This is a genomic window from Enterobacter sp. Lyrl_3 (assembly GCF_051948675.1).
Lineage (GTDB): Bacteria > Pseudomonadota > Gammaproteobacteria > Enterobacterales > Enterobacteriaceae > Enterobacter > Enterobacter cloacae.
Window position 1 is genome coordinate 24,765 of the sequence record NZ_JAYJLI010000003.1, and the last position, 15,780, is coordinate 40,544.

Consider the following 15,780-nt stretch of genomic DNA (forward strand, 5'->3'; position numbering starts at 1 on the left):
GGATATGAAAAAGTCCCTCTTCATCTGCGTGGTGTTTGTCATGATTATTGCTTCAGCCGCGAGTTTACCGTTTGTTCTGAATGCCGGATTTGGCCAGCCACCGCAGGGTGCGCAGCTCACGGAAGTGGAGGCCTCGCCGCAGTATCGCGACGGCAAATTCCACAATACGTTGCCCACGCCAGGCTATAACGGCGACAAAAATATGCTGGTGGCGATGTGGGAGTTCCTGACCAAAAAGACTGAAAACGCCCGTCCTGCACAGCCGCTGCCGCTGGTGAAAACCGATCTCGCAAGCCTGCCGCTGGAGCAGGAGACGCTGGTGTGGCTCGGTCACTCCTCCTGGTATATGCAACTGGCGGGGAAACGGATCCTTATCGACCCCGTTCTCGGGAATTACGCTGCGCCGTTTTCATTCCTCAACAAAGCCTTCGCCGGGGAGTATCCCTGGCAGGCGATCAGCATGCCGGAGATCGACCTGCTGATCATTTCGCACGATCACTACGATCACCTGGATTACGCCACCATCACGGCGCTGCTGCCAAAGGTGAAACGCGTGGTCACTCCGCTGGGCGTGGGATCGCACCTGCGTTACTGGGGAATGAAGCCGGAGATTATTGAAGAGCGCGACTGGAACCAGTCGGTGCGCATCAGCGAGGCGCTGACGGTACATGTACTGCCCGCGCGTCACTTCTCCGGGCGCGGCATCAAGCGCAATCAAACCCTGTGGGGCAGTTTTATGTTCGTTACGCCCGAACAGAAGATTTATTACAGCGGCGATTCAGGTTACGGGCCGCATTTTAAGGCCATCGGCGAGCAGTTTGGCGAAGTGGATTTAGCCATTATGGAAAACGGTCAGTACGACCAGGACTGGAAGTACATCCATATGCTCCCGGAAGAGACGGCGCAGGCCTCGGTGGATCTGAACGCGAAAGCCGTGGTGCCGGGACATAACGGGCGCTTCGTGCTGGCGAAACATACCTGGAACGATCCGCTGATCCAACTGGCAAAAGCCAGCAAGGACAAAAATTATCGGCTGTTGACACCCGCGCTGGGCGAGCCTGTCCGGGTGAGTGATCCCACGCAAACATTTCGTGAGTGGTGGGAATAATGATCAATCAGGAAGCTGAAGGGGAGAGCAGTATGACCATTTCCGCTCAAGTCATCGACACTATCGTCGAGTGGATCGACGATAACCTGCACCAGCCATTACGTATCGAAGAGATTGCCCGCCATGCGGGTTACTCGAAATGGCACCTGCAGCGGCTGTTTATGCAATACAAAGGGGAGAGTCTGGGGCGCTATATCCGTGAACGCAAGCTGCTGCTGGCGGCGCGGGATCTGCGCGAATCAGACGCCCGGGTGTACGACATCTGCCTGCGTTACGGGTTTGACTCGCAGCAGACTTTCACCCGCATCTTCACCCGCACGTTCAACCAGCCGCCTGGGGCGTATCGTAAAGAGAACCACAGCAGGGCACACTGATCTGTTTTGCCCGGTGGCGGTTTCGCCTGACCGGGCCTGCATCACGCTTACGACGCCAGTGAAAACCAGCGGCGCCAGACGAAACGCAGCACGAAGAATTCGATGGCGCCGAGCAGTAAGAACCACACGCAGAACAAAATGGTGTAGAGCTGGTTAAGGTCGACCATGTGGAAGGTCTGAACCAGCTTCTGCGCCAGCACCAGCCCGAGAGAGGGTGCCGGTAGCAGCAGGCACGAAAGCAGGGCCAGCAATAAAATGCCGCCCGCAGTGAGCAGCGATTCTAACGGGTGTTTCATCGTAATGTTAATCGTCAGTTAAAAATGTCATTGTCCGGCATCCCGGAACGTAAAGCAATATAAACCCGCCCACCCGGTTTCACTGAAATAATCACCACTTATCAGCTTCTTATTCGTAAAATAAAAATAAATTCTCATGTGCGATTAAAAGAATATCGCGTTATGTCAATTAATGTCTGCATTACGAAAATAATTTTACAAAGGAATAGGTGCTATAGCCAATTAACGTTGCAATAACAATGGCTGCGATAATGTATAACGCCAGACGGCGTCCGCGATAAATACCAAACATGGTTCCTCCTCGTTTAAAGTTGGTTTAGAAATATTTTGTAAAAATTGGCTCATCGAAATAGTTTTATGCAGTTTTGAATAACCGAGAAGTCATTATATTGCGGTAGATCAATTTTACTCGCAAGACTTTAAAATGAATTTATTTTAGCCCGAAAGGAATTCAGGCTTCAGTTCACCGGATATTGAAGGAAAAATACGATGACCGAAAAAAAATTGTCCCCGAACGTGCCGCCTTCCGGCGGGCTGGCATACCAGCAGACCGTAGAGCAGGTGCTTGCGCACACCCAGAGCCAGGCCAGGGGTCTGGAGCGTGCAGAGGCGCAGGCGCGTTTGCAAAAACATGGCCCGAATGCGCTGCCGGAGAAAAAAGGTAAACCCGCCTGGCTGCGTTTTTTAGCCCATTTTAATGATGTTCTGATTTATGTCCTGCTGGCCGCAGCCGTATTAACGGCAATAATGGGCCACTGGGTTGATACGCTGGTTATTTTAGGCGTGGCGGTGATCAATGCGTTAATTGGTCATATTCAGGAAAGCAACGCGGAAAAATCGTTGAAGAGTATTCGTAATATGCTCTCCAGCGAGGCGCGTGTTATTCGCGATGGCAACCATGAAACAATACCCACAACTGAAATAGTTCCGGGGGATATTATTGTTTTACGGGCGGGGGATCGTATTCCCGCAGATATGCGCTTAATCGAAGCACATAATTTACGCGTGGAAGAGGCGATTCTCACCGGCGAATCAACGGTGGTAGATAAACACACCAACCCGCTGACCGGTGAACTGCCGCTGGGCGATCGCACTAACCTGGTCTTCTCGGGCACCACCGTAAGCGCGGGTGGGGGGATCGGCGTGGTGATTGCCACCGGGCAGGAGACCGAGCTTGGCCACATCAACCAGATGATGGACGGGATTGAAAAACACCGCACGCCGCTGCTGGTACAGATGGACAAGCTGGGCAAGGCTATCTTCGCCATTATTCTGGCGATGATGGCGGCGCTGTTTATCTTCAGCCTGGTGTTCCGCGAGATCCCAATGGGCGAGCTGCTGCTCTCGCTGATTAGCCTGGCGGTGGCGTCCGTACCGGAAGGTCTGCCGGCGATTATCTCCATTATCCTCTCGCTGGGTGTGCAGGCGATGGCGCGCAAGCGGGCGATTATCCGCAAGCTGCCAACGGTTGAAACCCTGGGGGCGATGACCGTGGTCTGCTCGGATAAAACCGGCACCCTGACCATGAACGAAATGACGGTGAAGGCCATCATCACCGCTGACGCCTGCTACCGCGTGGACGGCAACAGCTACGAGCCGGTGGGCAACATTTACCTGGAAGGCAGCGACGAGCCGATGCAGATCCAGCCGGACACCGTGCTGGAGCAGTACCTGCGCACCATCGACCTGTGCAATGACAGCCAGCTGATTCAGGACGAGCGCGGCCTGTGGGGCATCACCGGTGGGCCGACCGAAGGCGCGCTGAAGGTGCTGGCGGCGAAAGCCCACCTCGCGCCGGTGATGACCACGTTGATTAACAAAATCCCGTTCGACTCGCAGTACAAGTACATGAGCACCCACTACCAGATTGGCAGTGAGGAGCAAATCCTGATCACCGGCGCGCCGGATGTGATTTTCGCCCTCTGCGCACAGCAGCAGACCCGCAACGGTGCGCAGGCGTTTGACCGCGCGTACTGGGAAAGCGAGATGGAGCGCTATGCGCGCCAGGGACTGCGTATGGTGGCCGCAGCGTTCAAACCGGCAAACGGCGAGCAGGCGCTGACGCATGACGATCTCAGCCACGGTCTGATCTTCCTCGGTATCGCCGGGATGATGGATCCACCGCGCCCGGAAGCCATTGACGCCATTAACGCCTGCCAGCAGGCGGGGATCCGCGTGAAGATGATCACCGGCGATCACCCGCAGACGGCAATGAGCATTGGCCAGATGCTGGGGATCACCAACAGCGAGCAGGCGGTGACCGGCTACCAGCTGGAGAAGATGGATGACACCGAGCTGGCGGACGCGGCGGTGAAGTATGACATCTTCGCCCGTACCAGCCCGGAGCATAAGCTGCGCCTGGTGAAAGCGCTGCAGGATAAAGGCGAAATCGTCGGCATGACCGGCGACGGCGTGAACGATGCCCCGGCGCTGCGTCAGGCGGACGTGGGTATTGCGATGGGCATCAAAGGCACGGAAGTGACCAAAGAGGCGGCGGACATGGTCCTGACGGACGATAACTTCGCCACCATTGCCAGCGCGGTAAAAGAGGGGCGTCGTGTCTACGACAACCTGAAGAAAACCATTCTGTTCATCATGCCAACTAACCTGGCGCAGGGGCTGCTGATTGTGATTGCGCTGCTGGCGGGGAACATCATTCCGCTGACGCCGGTACTGATTCTGTGGATGAACATGGCAACCTCCGCCACGCTCTCCTTCGGCCTGGCGTTTGAAGCCGCCGAGCGCAACATCATGCGCCGTCCGCCACGTCAGACCGGGCAGCACGTGATGGACGCGTACGCCGTGTGGCGCGTGGCCTTTGTGGGCACCATGATTGCCATCGCCGCCTTTGCGCTGGAAGCCCTGCTGGCCCCGCGCGGTCACAGCGCGGAGTTCATCCGCACCGTGCTGCTGCAGATGCTGGTCTGCGCCCAGTGGGTGTACATGATTAACTGCCGCAACACCGAAGGGTTCTCCCTGAACCGCGGCCTGCTGGCAAACAAAGGGATCTGGCTGGTGACCGGCGTGCTGTTCCTGCTCCAGGCGGCCATTATCTACCTGCCGTTTATGCAGATGCTGTTCGGGACGGAAGCGCTGCCGCTGCGCTACTGGTTCGTAACGCTTGCGGTAGCGGGCGTGATGTTCTTCGTCGTCGAAATCGAGAAGCGACTCACCCGCAGGTTCCGTAAGGCTGCATAACCTTTTGCCCTCACCCTAACCCTCTCCCACAGGGAGAGGGGACCCTGACCTCCCTCTCCCGTTGGGAGAGGGCCGGGGTGAGGGCAACAACCCTGAGGTACTCCCATGAAATTCCCACTCCTGTTCGCACTGTTTACCTTCACCCTGCCACCTGCCTTTGCCGCCGCCATTCCTGTTCGCGTTGCCACCGTGGAACAAACTACCCACGCTGCTGAGCGCCAGATCCCGGGCCGCATCGAGGCGATTCACACCGTTGAGCTGCGCGCACGCACGGAAGGCGTGATAACCAAAATCAACTTCCGCGACGGGCAATATGTGAAAAAAGGCGACGTGCTGTTCGAACTGGATGATGCCGAGCCGCGTGCTGCCGTGCGTCTGGCCCAGGCCGAGGTGACAAGCGCTGAAGCGACGCTGCGGCAGGCGCAGCAGCAGCTCTCCCGTTTTGAAAGCCTGGGCAACAACAACGCCATCAGCCGCCACGATGTGGATAACGCCCGTATGCAGCGCGATGTTGCCCGCGCTGCGCTGGAACAGGCGAAAGCCCGGCTGGAAACCCGCAACGTGACGCTGGGGTACACGCGCATCACATCACCGATTGCCGGGCGCGTGGGGCACAGCAACTTCCACGTCGGCAGCCTGGTCAACCCCGCAAGCGGCGTACTGGTGGATGTGGTGCAGCTGGATCCGATCCGCATTGCTTTTGCGCTGGAAGAGGGCGCGTTTGCCGCTAAAGTCGGCAAGCATAACGATCTCCGCGCCATGAAGCAGGCCTGGCAGGCGTTAATTGACAACAACGGCCAGCGTATCGTCGGCGAGCTGACGTCGGTGGACAACCGCATCGACCCGCGCACCGCCAGCGTGATGCTGCGCGCCGAATTCGCCAATCCACGCCATCAGCTGCTGCCCGGCGGCAATGTGAATGTTTTTCTGCGGCCCGCCAGCGCAACGCCGGTTATGACGCTACCCGCCGCTGCCGTACAGCAGAATGACGACGGTTTCTTCGCCTGGGTGGTCAACGCCGACGGCAAGGCGGAAAAACGTCCGCTGACGGTCGCCGGACAGATCGGGCAGCAGTTCCAGATCGCCTCTGGCGTACAGCCTGGTGAGCGAGCGATCGCTGACGGCGTGCAGCGTGTTCAGCCCGGCGCTGCCGTCCAGATACTGAATTAAGGAGCCATCATGCTGACGTTTTTCATCAAACGCCCGCGCTTTGCGATGGTGATTGCGCTGGTCATTACCCTGTTGGGGGCTATCGCGCTGAAGCTGATCCCGGTGGAGCAGTATCCGCAGATCACGCCGCCGGTCGTGAATGTGTCAGCGTCATGGCCGGGGGCCAGCGCGGCTGACGTGGCCGAGGCCATCGCCACGCCGCTGGAGACCCAGCTTAACGGCGTGGACCACATGCTGTATATGGAGTCCACCAGTTCGGATGAAGGCACCTACAGCCTGAACATCACGTTTGCTGCCGGGACAGACCCGGATCTGGCCGCCATCGACGTGCAAAACCGCGTGTCGCAGGCCACGGCACAGCTACCGGCCGAGGCACAGCAAAACGGCGTGCAGGTGCGCAAGCGCGCCACCAACCTGATGATGGGGGTAAGTCTTTACTCACCGGAAAACACCCATACGCCGCTGTTTGTCAGCAACTACGCCAGCACTCAGGTGCGCGAGGCGCTGTCCCGTTTGCCCGGCGTCGGGCAGGTGCAGATGTTTGGCGCGCGCGACTACAGCATGCGCATCTGGCTGCGGCCCGATCGCATGAACGCGCTCAACGTCACCACCGACGACGTGGCGCAGGCGCTGCGCGAGCAGAACGTGCAGGGCGCGGCAGGCCAGGTCGGTACACCACCGGTCTTTAACGGCCAGCAGCAGACCCTGACCATCAACGGGCTGGGGCGACTGAACCAGGCAGAAGAGTTTGCCAACATCATCATCCGCGCGGGCGAGATGGGGCAACTGGTGCGCCTGCAGGACGTTGCCACCATCGAACTTGGCTCGCGCAGCTACAGCTCCGGCGCGCAGTTGAACGGACATGACTCCGCCTACCTCGGCATTTACCCCACTCCGTCTGCTAACGCCCTGCGCGTCGCCGGGGCGGTGCGTGCAGAGCTGGAGCGTCTCTCGACGCGCTTCCCGGACGACCTGGTTTATGAGGTGAAATTCGACACCACCACCTTCGTGGCTGCCACCATTAAAGAGATTGGCGTCTCTCTGGCGCTGACGATGCTGGCGGTGGTTGTGGTCGTTTCCCTGTTTCTGCAGAGCTGGCGCGCCACGCTGATTGTCGCCCTTGCCATTCCGGTGTCGCTGGTGGGCACCTTTGCGGTGCTCTACACGCTTGGCTATTCCGCCAACACGCTCAGCCTGTTCGCCATTATTCTGGCGCTGACCATGGTGGTGGATGACGCCATCGTGGTAGTGGAGAGCGTCGAAACGCTGATGTCGGAAGGGCAGAGCCGGACGGCGGCGACCGCGCTGGCGCTGCGCCAGATTGCCGGGCCGGTGATCGCGACGACGCTGGTGCTGCTGGCGGTATTCGTGCCGGTGGCGCTGCTGCCGGGGATTGTCGGCGAGCTGTACCGCCAGTTTGCGGTCACGCTCTCCACCGCCGTAACGCTCTCAAGCCTGGTGGCGCTGACGCTGACGCCCGCGCTGTGTGCGCTGCTGCTGCGTCCGCGTCCGGTGCAGCCCGCGGCGATTTTCCGCGGCTTCAACCGGGGGCTGGAGGCCACGCGTAGCCTCTACTCCCGCATGGTGAGTATATTCACCCTTCGTCCGTGGCTGGCACTGCTGGCCACCGCAGGCGCGGCGGCTGTGGTGGTGTTCAGCTTTATGTCGATGCCTAAAGGCTTCCTGCCGCAGGAAGATCAGGGCTACTTCTTCGCCAGCGTTCAGCTGCCGGAAGCGGCATCGCTGGAGCGCACCGAGGCGGTGATGGCTACGGCACGCGAATTAATTGCTAAACATCCGGCGGTGGAAGACGTGATTCAGGTCTCCGGGTTTAACATCCTCAACGGCACCAGCGCCTCCAACGGCGGGTTTATCTCCATCATGCTGAAGGACTGGAGCGAGCGTCCGCCGCTGGATGAAGTGATGGGTACCCTTCAGCGCCAGCTGCTGGCGCTGCCGGAAGCAACCATCATGACCTTTGCCCCGCCGACGCTGCCGGGGCTGGGCAATGCTTCCGGCTTCGACCTGCGTATTCAGGCGCAGGCGGGGCAGAGTCCGGCGGAGCTGGAGCGCATCACCCGCGAGGTGCTGGTGAAAGCCAACCAGCATCCGCAGCTGAGCCGCGTATTCACCACCTGGAGCAGCAACGTGCCGCAGCTGACGCTGACCGTTGACCGCGAGCGCGCGGCGCGTCTCGACGTACCGGTGTCACGCATCTTCAGCAGCCTGCAGACCGCATTTGGCGGCACGCGTGCCGGCGATTTCAGCGTCAACAACCGCGTCTACCACGTGGTGATGCAAAATGAGATGCAGTGGCGCGAGCGCGCCGGGCAAATCAGCGAGCTGTTTGTGCGCAGCAACAACGGTGAGCGGGTGCGCCTGAGTAATCTCGTGACCATCACGCCCACCGTTGGTGCGCCGTTCCTGCAGCAGTACAACCAGTTTCCGTCGGTGTCGGTGAGCGGTTCCGCGGCGGAAGGGGTGAGCAGCAGCACTGCGATGGCGGCGATGGGCGACATTCTGGCGCAGAGCCTGCCCGCCGGGTACGACTACGCCTGGAGCGGCATGTCGTACCAGGAGCAGCAGACCGGCAATCAGGCAATCTGGATCGTGCTGGCGGCGGTGGTGATGGCGTGGCTGTTCCTCGTCGCCCAGTACGAGAGCTGGACGCTTCCGGCGAGTGTAATGCTTTCGGTGCTGTTCGCCATCGGCGGGGCGCTGGTCTGGCTGTGGATAGCCGGCTACGCCAACGACGTGTATGTGCAGATTGGCCTGGTGTTGCTGATAGCCCTTGCTGCCAAGAACGCGATCCTTATCGTCGAGTTTGCCCGCGCGCGGCGCATGGAGGGGATAGCAATTGTCGATGCGGCTCGCGAGGGGGCATCACGCCGCTTCCGTGCGGTAATGATGACGGCGGTATCGTTCATCATTGGCGTCCTGCCAATGATGCTGGCGACCGGGGCGGGTGCCCAAAGTCGTCGCATCATTGGTACTACGGTATTCAGCGGTATGCTGGTGGCGACCGTAGTGGGGATCCTGTTCATCCCCGCACTGTTTGTGCTGTTCCAGCGCCTGCGCGAGTGGGGGCACGGCCTTACGGACTCGTCGCCCACAGCTCGCAGTGCTTCTGAACCAGAGAAATAAGCGAGCCGCCGTCGGCGATAAAGTCCCGCATGCGCTGCGCCTCGCTCTTGCCCTGCTTTAACAGCAGGGCAAGTTCCTTAATCGCGCTCGTCGCGCCGAGTTTCTCGGCCGATGGCGCAACCTGCTCCAGCAGCCAGGCAAGATCTTCCGCCACCGTCTTATGCTCGCCGGTATGCACGTCCGTCAGTATGCCCTCAAGCCCGTAGCGACACGCCTGAAAACGGTTAAAGCGATATAGCAGAAAATCCCTCTCCTGATGCTTATACGGCCGGGTGGTCAGCAGCCAGTGGGATGTCGCCTGGATCAGCCCGGCGATATTGATCGCATGGCCGAGCGTCAGCGGCGTATCCATCACCCGCACCTCAACGGTGCCAAAATGCGGGCTGGGGCGAATGTCCCAGTGCAGATCTTTAATGCTGTCGATCATGCTGGTTGAGCTCAGGCGGCGAAACAGCCCCTCGAACTCCTGCCAGTTGTTGACCCACGGCATCTGCCCGTTATCCGGGAACCCGGAAAAGATATTGAGTCGCGAGGAGGCAAACTTCGTGTCCGTGCCCTGCATGTAGGGTGATGCGGCGGCCAGGGCGATAAAGTGCGGGACAAAGCGTGACAGGCCATGCAGCAGATAAATCGCGTCATCGCCGGTCCGGCACCCGACATGCACGTGCTGGCCAAACACCGTCGCCTGTAAAATCAGATAGCCAAAGCGCTCCAGCGTGATGTTGTAGCGCTCGTCATCGCACACCTCCTGCCGCTGCCACTTCTGGAACGGGTGCGTCCCGCCGCCGCAGATCTGAATATGCTGCTCCGCCGCCGCCCGCAAAATGCTCTGCTGCATCATGGAGAACTGTGCCGCCGCCTGATCGATGTTCTGGCACACGCCGGTGGCAATCTCAAGCATGCTTTCGGTGATATCGTGTTTAACTTCACCGCCTTTGATGTCGTCTTTAACGGCGGCGATAAGCGCGGAAGAGTCCTGGCTCAGATCGTATCCCGGTGGGTTAACCACCTGCAGCTCGAGTTCGATGCCAAGGGTATAGGGTTCAGAGGATTTGAAATCGGGTAAAGGCATGGCGCACTCCGTTGTCTGTCGTGTGTTGAGTATAGACAACGACGTGGCGCTCACTTTTTACAGTGGTATAACTGTTAGCAGGCTTAGCGAAAAGGGGAGTTAACCATGTCTGACAATCCAGTGATTGCGCTGATTGGTCCTGGTGCAATTGGTACCACTATCGCCGCGGTGCTACATGACGCTGGCCGCACGCCGCAGTTGTGCGGACGCACCGCACATCCTGAACTGCGTCTGCGCGACGACGAAGGTGAAACGGTCGTGCCGGGTCCGGTATTAACCGACCCGTCCGTCGTCACGCGTCCCGCCGATCTGGTTTTTGTGGCGGTAAAAACGACGCAGAACGCCGACAGCGCCGGGTGGCTGCGCACCCTGTGCGATGAAAACACGGTGGTCTGCGCCCTGCAAAACGGCGTGGAGCAGAAAGCCCAATTGGAGCCGTGGGTTAATGGCGCAACGGTGCTGCCGTCGGTGGTCTGGTTCCCGGCGCAGCGTGAGCCGGATGCCTCCGTCTGGCTGCGCGCCAAACCGCGCCTGACGCTGCCGGACGTTCCGCAGGCAAAACGGGTGGTAGACGCGTTGCAGGGCACACGCTGTGCGGTTGAGTTGTCGGCTGATTTCGCCACTGTCGCCTGGCGCAAGCTGCTGCAAAACGCGGTGGCCGGGCTGATGGTGCTGGCCAACCGTCGTGCCGGGATGTTTTCGCGCGAGGATATCAGCGCGCTGGGGCTGGCGTATCTGCGCGAAGGCCTTACTGTCGCCCGTGCCGAGGGGGCAGCGCTCAATGATGACGTTGCGCAGGAGATCCTGGCGAACTTCCAGCGCGCCCCGGCCGATTTAGGCACCTCGATCCTTGCCGACCGTCAGGCCAACCGCCCACTGGAGTGGGATATCCGCAACGGCGTGATCCAGCGCTATGGCCGCGCGCACGGTATTCCGGTGCCCATCAGCGATGTGATAGTGCCGCTGCTGGCGGCGGGGAGCGAGGGGCCGGGCTAACGGCCGCTGTTTTTCCGTTCGGCAAAGTAGTGCGCGGGCGTGGTGCCCATCGCTTTGCGAAACATGGTGATAAACGCATTCACGGATTCATACCCGAGTTTTGTTGCCACATTCTGCACCGGGGCACCGCTCGCCAGCTCCTGCAGGGCGATAATCAGGTGCAGCTGCTGCCGCCATCGCCCAAAGCTCAGCCCGGTCTCGCGCTGCATCAGACGCGCAAAGGAACGTTCGCTGAGCGCCAGCCGTTTGGCCCAGTCTTTCAGGGTGCTTCTGTCCTCAGGGTGGCTGACCAGCGCGTCGGCCATCGCGCGTATTTTGGGATGCGCCGAAACCGGCAGGCTCAGCTTTTGCTGCGGCATGCTGGCCAGTTCATCAAGCGTTACCCGGGTGAGTCTTGCCGCGTGGCTGTCCGGCGGATAATCAACCTCCTCGCGGGTTAAGCGGTCAACCAGTTCCTTAATCAACGGCGAAATCGCCAGGATGCAGCATCGCGCCGGGAGCGCCGCGGCACCGGGCTCAATAAACAGATAGTTGAGATGGGCGTTCCAGGTCGCTTTGGCGCTATGCGGAATGCCGCCGGGGATCCAGACCGCGCAGTCTGGTGGCACGATCCAGATATCGTTTTCTGCATAACAGCTGACCGCGCCATAGCGGGCAATAATCAGCTGCCCCTTGCGGTGGGTGTGTACCGGCACTTCTGCAGCGTAGTCCACGAAGTCCAGATGACGCGCCACGGCAGGAGAGGCTGTGGCGTCAGGGTCATAGAGCGTATTAGCAAGTTGAGGTTTCATGTTTATGGCAATATTTAGGTATTTTTTGACAGAATAGAGTATTTAAGCGCGCTGACAAGCCGGTAATAATCCCGGCATGAACATCCTCATCTCTCGTTATTTACCAGCCGCGCTGCAAAGCGATGCCCGGGCGCTGCTCTATTCCGCAAGGACATTTGCCGCCGCGATGCTGGCGTATTACATTGCGCTGTCGATCGGTCTCGACCGCCCCTCATGGGCCATTATTACCGTTTACATTGTGTCGCAGACGTCGGTGGGGGCATCGCTCAGCAGGAGCCTTTACCGTCTGGCCGGAACCGTAACGGGGGCCTGTGCCACCGTGCTGATCGTGCCCACTTTCGCAAATATGCCGATGGTTTGCAGCGTGGTGCTGACGGGGTGGATCACGTTCTGTCTCTGGTTATCCCTGCTGGAACGCACGCCCCGGGCCTATGCCTTTGTGCTGGCAGGTTACACCGCGAGCCTGATTGGTTTCCCGGCGGTCTCTGAGCCCGGTGCGATTTTTAACATCGCCGTCGTTCGGGTGCAGGAGATTGCGATTGGTATCTTCTGCGCGGCGGTGATTCACCGCTATGTATTGCCTGCGCGTATCTCCGCGCAGTTCAACAGCGCCTTATCGCAGACGCTGCGCACCGCACGCGAGCGGGTAGCCGACACGTTAGCGGGCAAACCCGGTACGGTGACGTCGCCCCTGCATTTTGCGCTGTCGCTGCAGTTCCTGCAGGGAATGAGCCATCATATCCCGTACGATTTCGCCCTTGCCGTTCCGGTACGCCAGGCCCGAAAAGCCATTCATGACCGGCTGGCGCGGTTGATTATGGTGAACTGTGAACTGCGTGACCGCTTACCCCTGACGGCGACAATGCCCGCTGAACTGCAAATCGTGCTGGACGATGTCCAGGCCTGGCTTGCCTGTGACGATGAAGAACAACGAAAACAGCTGTCAGACGCCCTCATTAAGCGTTGCCAGCAGGTCGTTGACCGCGATGCTTCTCGGGCGCGGAGCCTGAAAGAGGCGGAGCGGGCAAGTTTTACCCGTTATCTGACGGAGGCCGTGCTTCTTTTGCAACAGTGCGATCGTCTTTCAGATGCGATCCACCACAGCCAGTTTGCGTCCGATCGCGTACAGAGCAGCGCGATCAAAGGCTACGTCTTCCACCGCGATCCGCTTACCGCCGCGCGCACGGCGCTGGGGGCGTTCGTCATCATCCTGAGCGGTTGTCTGGTCTGGATTTACTCCGCCTGGCCCGACGGCGGCACGGCAGTTTCGATCCTCGGTGTCTGCTGCACGCTGTTCGGCAGCTTCGACACCCCGGCACCGCACCTCGTGAAATACATCATCGGCAGCATCTGGGGCGTAGTGATAAGCCTGCTCTACAGCTTTGCGCTACTTCCACAGGTGAGTGATTTCGCCGTGCTGGTGGCGGTGCTTGCGCCAGCGTATCTGCTGGCCGGGTCGCTGCAGGCGCGCCCACCCACCACCTTTATGGCAATGGGGATCACCCTCACGTTGCCGGTGCTATCGGAGCTAAGCGCGCGCTACAGCGGCGATTTCGCCGCGGCGCTAAACACCGCCATTGCTCTCTTTTTCGCGACCGGTTTTGCCGTCATCAGCATGAGCCTGCTGCAAACCGTGCAGGCCGATGCCGCCATCAACCGGCTGCTGAGGTTGTGCCAGCGCGATATCCGCCGCAGCGTGAAAGGAAAAATGCAGAGCGATGAAACCCACTGGATCAATCTGATGATCGACAGGGCGGCCCTGTTACTGCCGCGTTTGCCGCGCAGTGGGCACGCTACCGAACAGGCGCTTAACCGACTGCTGCACGCGCTGCGGATTGGCCTCTCGGTGCGACACCTCCGCCGTACTGACACGCCGCCGGAGATCAACGCGCTGCTTTATCAACTGACGACGTCAGACACCGCCGCCTTACGTGAACGCCTCGCCGCCGCCATTGGCTGCCGTTTGCCTGCGGCTGATGAACAAACGCGGCAGGTTATCGGCAGGCTGGTGGATCTCCACTGCGCATTACGGGGGCCGGACGATGGTCAATGATCTCAATATCGGGGGCGTATTGATCCCCGGGTTACTGATGGTGGCGCTTGTGGCGCTGGTCTGCACGCTGCTTCTCATACCGCTTTTCTCTCTCAGCAGGCTTTACCGCCGTTTGCCGTGTCGTCCGCTGATGGATGTTTCAACCTGGATCGTCACCTTTTACCTGCTCATGCAGGGGTTAACCGCGTTGGGGTTATTGATATGAAAGCATTACTTTCTCTGCTGGGCCGTTATGCGCTGACGCTAAGCGCCGTTGCGGCGGCAACGTGTCTGGCGTTTATCTTGTGGAAACATTACGCCCAGACCCCGTGGACCCGCGACGGACGCGTGCGGGCGGATGTGGTGCAGATAGCGCCGGACGTCTCCGGGCCGGTTATCAGCGTGGCGGTGCGGGATAATCAGTGGGTAAACCAGGGCGATGTGCTCTACAGCATCGATCCGCGCTGGCTCAAACTGGCGGTGGCCAGCGCGCAGGCGGATGTGGAGTCAAAACGCCATGAGATGCTGATGCGCCAGGATGCCGCCCGGCGACGCACGCAGATTAAGGATGCCATCTCCCGCGAGGATTTGCAGCAAACTGGCAGTGCAGCGAACGTCGCGGTGGCCAATTATCATGGCGCACTTGCCGCGCTGGCGCTGGCCGAGCTTAATCTGGCTCACGCCACCGTTCGCTCGCCAGTCTCGGGATACGTCACGCATCTGCGGCTTCGCCCTGGCGATTATGCGACAGCGGGGGAGACAAAGGTGACCATCGTTGATGCCCACAGCTTTTGGGTGGTGGGGTATTTTGAAGAGACCAAACTGCGCCATATCCGCGTGGGGGATAGCGCGCAGGTGGCGCTGATGGGTTATGACCCTGTCCTCACGGGGCACGTGGAGAGCATCGGTCATGGGATTGGCGATAACAACGACGAGACCGGCGGGCTGGGTCTGCCCGACGTGGAGCCCACCTTCAGCTGGGTGCGGCTGGCGCAGCGCGTGCCGGTGCGCATTCATATCGACACCTTACCGAAGGGGGTTGAGCTGGTGGCGGGCCTGTCGGCGAGCGTGGCGGTGGGACAATAATCTGGGGATAGTCAGCCTTAAACACATATGCGAAACTTACCGCTTCTGAAAAAATGTGGTGGGACCCGCTCAATGTCAGAACAATCTTCGCAGTGCCTGTTTAATGAAGGAATGATCGCTTTTCCTGAGGGCTATCAGGATCGTACCGTCAATGTCTTCGCGCCGCCTGCAGCGGATGCGCCAGCATTCAACATCTCCCGTGATACCCTCAACTCCGGCGAAGCGCTTGCCGCGTATATCGATCGCCAGCTCGCCCTGATGGAAAAACATCTCAAGGGCTGGAAGCAGGGTGAACGCAGTGCCGCAACGCTCGGCGACGGCCTTTTGCAGGGTGAAATTATCCACGCCAGCTATCTGCGCGACGGGAAACGCATCTGGCAGCAGCAGGCCGTGTTTAATGCCGAGGGCGATAACATTCTGGTGTTCACCATGACCTGCACCCGTACGCTGGGCGATACGGACTGCGCGCTGTTCGGCGATCTTCTCAGGAGCTTTCGCTTCCACCATTAACAC

General features: G+C 59.7%; 13 protein-coding genes. 10 read left to right on the plus strand and 3 right to left on the minus strand.

The features are described from left to right. The first annotated feature begins 4 nt into the window (after nucleotides 1-4). Together VF709_RS07885 and VF709_RS07890 are read left to right on the plus strand one after the other, a co-directional pair. The gene (locus VF709_RS07885) at nucleotides 5-1,108 is read left to right on the plus strand and encodes an MBL fold metallo-hydrolase (protein ID WP_048972183.1); all 1,104 of its coding nucleotides are present in this window, start codon (nucleotides 5-7) and stop codon (nucleotides 1,106-1,108) included. A 32-nt stretch (nucleotides 1,109-1,140) separates the two neighbouring features. Continuing rightward, entirely contained in the window at nucleotides 1,141-1,482 is a 342-nt protein-coding gene (locus VF709_RS07890; RefSeq protein WP_014830972.1) for a RamA family antibiotic efflux transcriptional regulator, read from the plus strand. Between the two features lie 47 nt (nucleotides 1,483-1,529). Here the strand turns inward: VF709_RS07890 and VF709_RS07895 are convergent, their stop codons facing one another. Then, a complete protein-coding gene (locus tag VF709_RS07895; RefSeq protein ID WP_013097677.1) occupies nucleotides 1,530-1,778 on the minus strand; it encodes a DUF1158 domain-containing protein in 249 nt (82 codons plus the stop codon). Nucleotides 1,779-2,267: 489 nt separating this feature from the next. On the opposite strand from VF709_RS07895, the gene VF709_RS07900 reads away from it, so the two are divergent. From VF709_RS07900 to VF709_RS07910, 3 genes are all read left to right on the plus strand, one after another. Next, nucleotides 2,268-4,976 (plus strand): cation-transporting P-type ATPase, encoded by a 2,709-nt coding sequence (locus tag VF709_RS07900; RefSeq protein ID WP_038418853.1) that lies wholly within the window; start codon nucleotides 2,268-2,270, stop codon nucleotides 4,974-4,976. A gap of 105 nt (nucleotides 4,977-5,081) precedes the next feature. Beyond that, complete coding sequence (locus VF709_RS07905; RefSeq protein ID WP_038418855.1) at nucleotides 5,082-6,146, plus strand: efflux RND transporter periplasmic adaptor subunit; 1,065 nt, start codon at nucleotides 5,082-5,084, stop codon at nucleotides 6,144-6,146. 9 nt (nucleotides 6,147-6,155) lie between these two features. Next, nucleotides 6,156-9,290 carry an efflux RND transporter permease subunit gene (locus tag VF709_RS07910; protein WP_149896836.1) on the plus strand — a complete coding sequence of 1,045 codons (3,135 nt, stop codon included), beginning with the start codon at nucleotides 6,156-6,158 and terminating at the stop codon, nucleotides 9,288-9,290. Here VF709_RS07910 and VF709_RS07915 read toward each other — a convergent pair. After that, complete coding sequence (locus tag VF709_RS07915; protein WP_013097673.1) at nucleotides 9,241-10,362, minus strand: YbdK family carboxylate-amine ligase; 1,122 nt, start codon at nucleotides 10,360-10,362, stop codon at nucleotides 9,241-9,243. The two genes, VF709_RS07910 and VF709_RS07915, sit on opposite strands and share 50 nt — an antisense overlap. Before the next feature lie 105 nt (nucleotides 10,363-10,467). Between VF709_RS07915 and VF709_RS07920 the strand changes: the two genes are divergently transcribed. Continuing rightward, nucleotides 10,468-11,358 carry an oxidoreductase gene (locus tag VF709_RS07920; protein WP_149896837.1) on the plus strand — a complete coding sequence of 297 codons (891 nt, stop codon included), beginning with the start codon at nucleotides 10,468-10,470 and terminating at the stop codon, nucleotides 11,356-11,358. On the opposite strand, the gene VF709_RS07925 is transcribed toward VF709_RS07920, so the two are convergent. Continuing rightward, nucleotides 11,355-12,149, minus strand: coding sequence for an AraC family transcriptional regulator (locus VF709_RS07925; RefSeq protein ID WP_023620414.1), 795 nt, complete (start codon nucleotides 12,147-12,149; stop codon nucleotides 11,355-11,357). The genes VF709_RS07920 and VF709_RS07925 overlap by 4 nt on opposite strands. A gap of 76 nt (nucleotides 12,150-12,225) precedes the next feature. Here VF709_RS07925 and VF709_RS07930 point away from each other — a divergent pair, with 76 nt between their 5' ends. The 4 genes from VF709_RS07930 to VF709_RS07945 all read left to right on the plus strand — a co-directional run bounded on the left by VF709_RS07930 (nucleotide 12,226) and on the right by VF709_RS07945 (nucleotide 15,777). Further along, nucleotides 12,226-14,202, plus strand: coding sequence for an FUSC family protein (locus VF709_RS07930; protein WP_187170838.1), 1,977 nt, complete (start codon nucleotides 12,226-12,228; stop codon nucleotides 14,200-14,202). Beyond that, complete coding sequence (locus VF709_RS07935) at nucleotides 14,192-14,407, plus strand: DUF1656 domain-containing protein (RefSeq protein WP_023620412.1); 216 nt, start codon at nucleotides 14,192-14,194, stop codon at nucleotides 14,405-14,407. The genes VF709_RS07930 and VF709_RS07935 overlap by 11 nt, the downstream gene beginning before the upstream one ends. Beyond that, on the plus strand, nucleotides 14,404-15,267 hold the full coding sequence (locus tag VF709_RS07940; protein ID WP_038418863.1) for an efflux RND transporter periplasmic adaptor subunit: 864 nt from the start codon (nucleotides 14,404-14,406) through the stop codon (nucleotides 15,265-15,267). Before VF709_RS07935 ends, VF709_RS07940 begins: the two co-directional genes overlap by 4 nt. Before the next feature lie 72 nt (nucleotides 15,268-15,339). Then, the gene (locus VF709_RS07945; protein WP_038418864.1) at nucleotides 15,340-15,777 is read left to right on the plus strand and encodes a DcrB-related protein; all 438 of its coding nucleotides are present in this window, start codon (nucleotides 15,340-15,342) and stop codon (nucleotides 15,775-15,777) included. Nucleotides 15,778-15,780: the final 3 nt, after the last annotated feature.

Bases quoted from the DNA above. Each gene is read 5' to 3' on its own strand.
- VF709_RS07885 (WP_048972183.1), top strand. From the start codon at position 5: ATGAAAAAGTCCCTCTTCATCTGCGTGGTGTTTGTCATGATTATTGCT.
- VF709_RS07890 (WP_014830972.1), top strand. From the start codon at position 1,141: ATGACCATTTCCGCTCAAGTCATCGACACTATCGTCGAGTGGATCGAC.
- VF709_RS07895 (WP_013097677.1), bottom strand. From the start codon at position 1,778: ATGAAACACCCGTTAGAATCGCTGCTCACTGCGGGCGGCATTTTATTG.
- VF709_RS07900 (WP_038418853.1), top strand. From the start codon at position 2,268: ATGACCGAAAAAAAATTGTCCCCGAACGTGCCGCCTTCCGGCGGGCTG.
- VF709_RS07905 (WP_038418855.1), top strand. From the start codon at position 5,082: ATGAAATTCCCACTCCTGTTCGCACTGTTTACCTTCACCCTGCCACCT.
- VF709_RS07910 (WP_149896836.1), top strand. From the start codon at position 6,156: ATGCTGACGTTTTTCATCAAACGCCCGCGCTTTGCGATGGTGATTGCG.
- VF709_RS07915 (WP_013097673.1), bottom strand. From the start codon at position 10,362: ATGCCTTTACCCGATTTCAAATCCTCTGAACCCTATACCCTTGGCATC.
- VF709_RS07920 (WP_149896837.1), top strand. From the start codon at position 10,468: ATGTCTGACAATCCAGTGATTGCGCTGATTGGTCCTGGTGCAATTGGT.
- VF709_RS07925 (WP_023620414.1), bottom strand. From the start codon at position 12,149: ATGAAACCTCAACTTGCTAATACGCTCTATGACCCTGACGCCACAGCC.
- VF709_RS07930 (WP_187170838.1), top strand. From the start codon at position 12,226: ATGAACATCCTCATCTCTCGTTATTTACCAGCCGCGCTGCAAAGCGAT.
- VF709_RS07935 (WP_023620412.1), top strand. From the start codon at position 14,192: ATGGTCAATGATCTCAATATCGGGGGCGTATTGATCCCCGGGTTACTG.
- VF709_RS07940 (WP_038418863.1), top strand. From the start codon at position 14,404: ATGAAAGCATTACTTTCTCTGCTGGGCCGTTATGCGCTGACGCTAAGC.
- VF709_RS07945 (WP_038418864.1), top strand. From the start codon at position 15,340: ATGTCAGAACAATCTTCGCAGTGCCTGTTTAATGAAGGAATGATCGCT.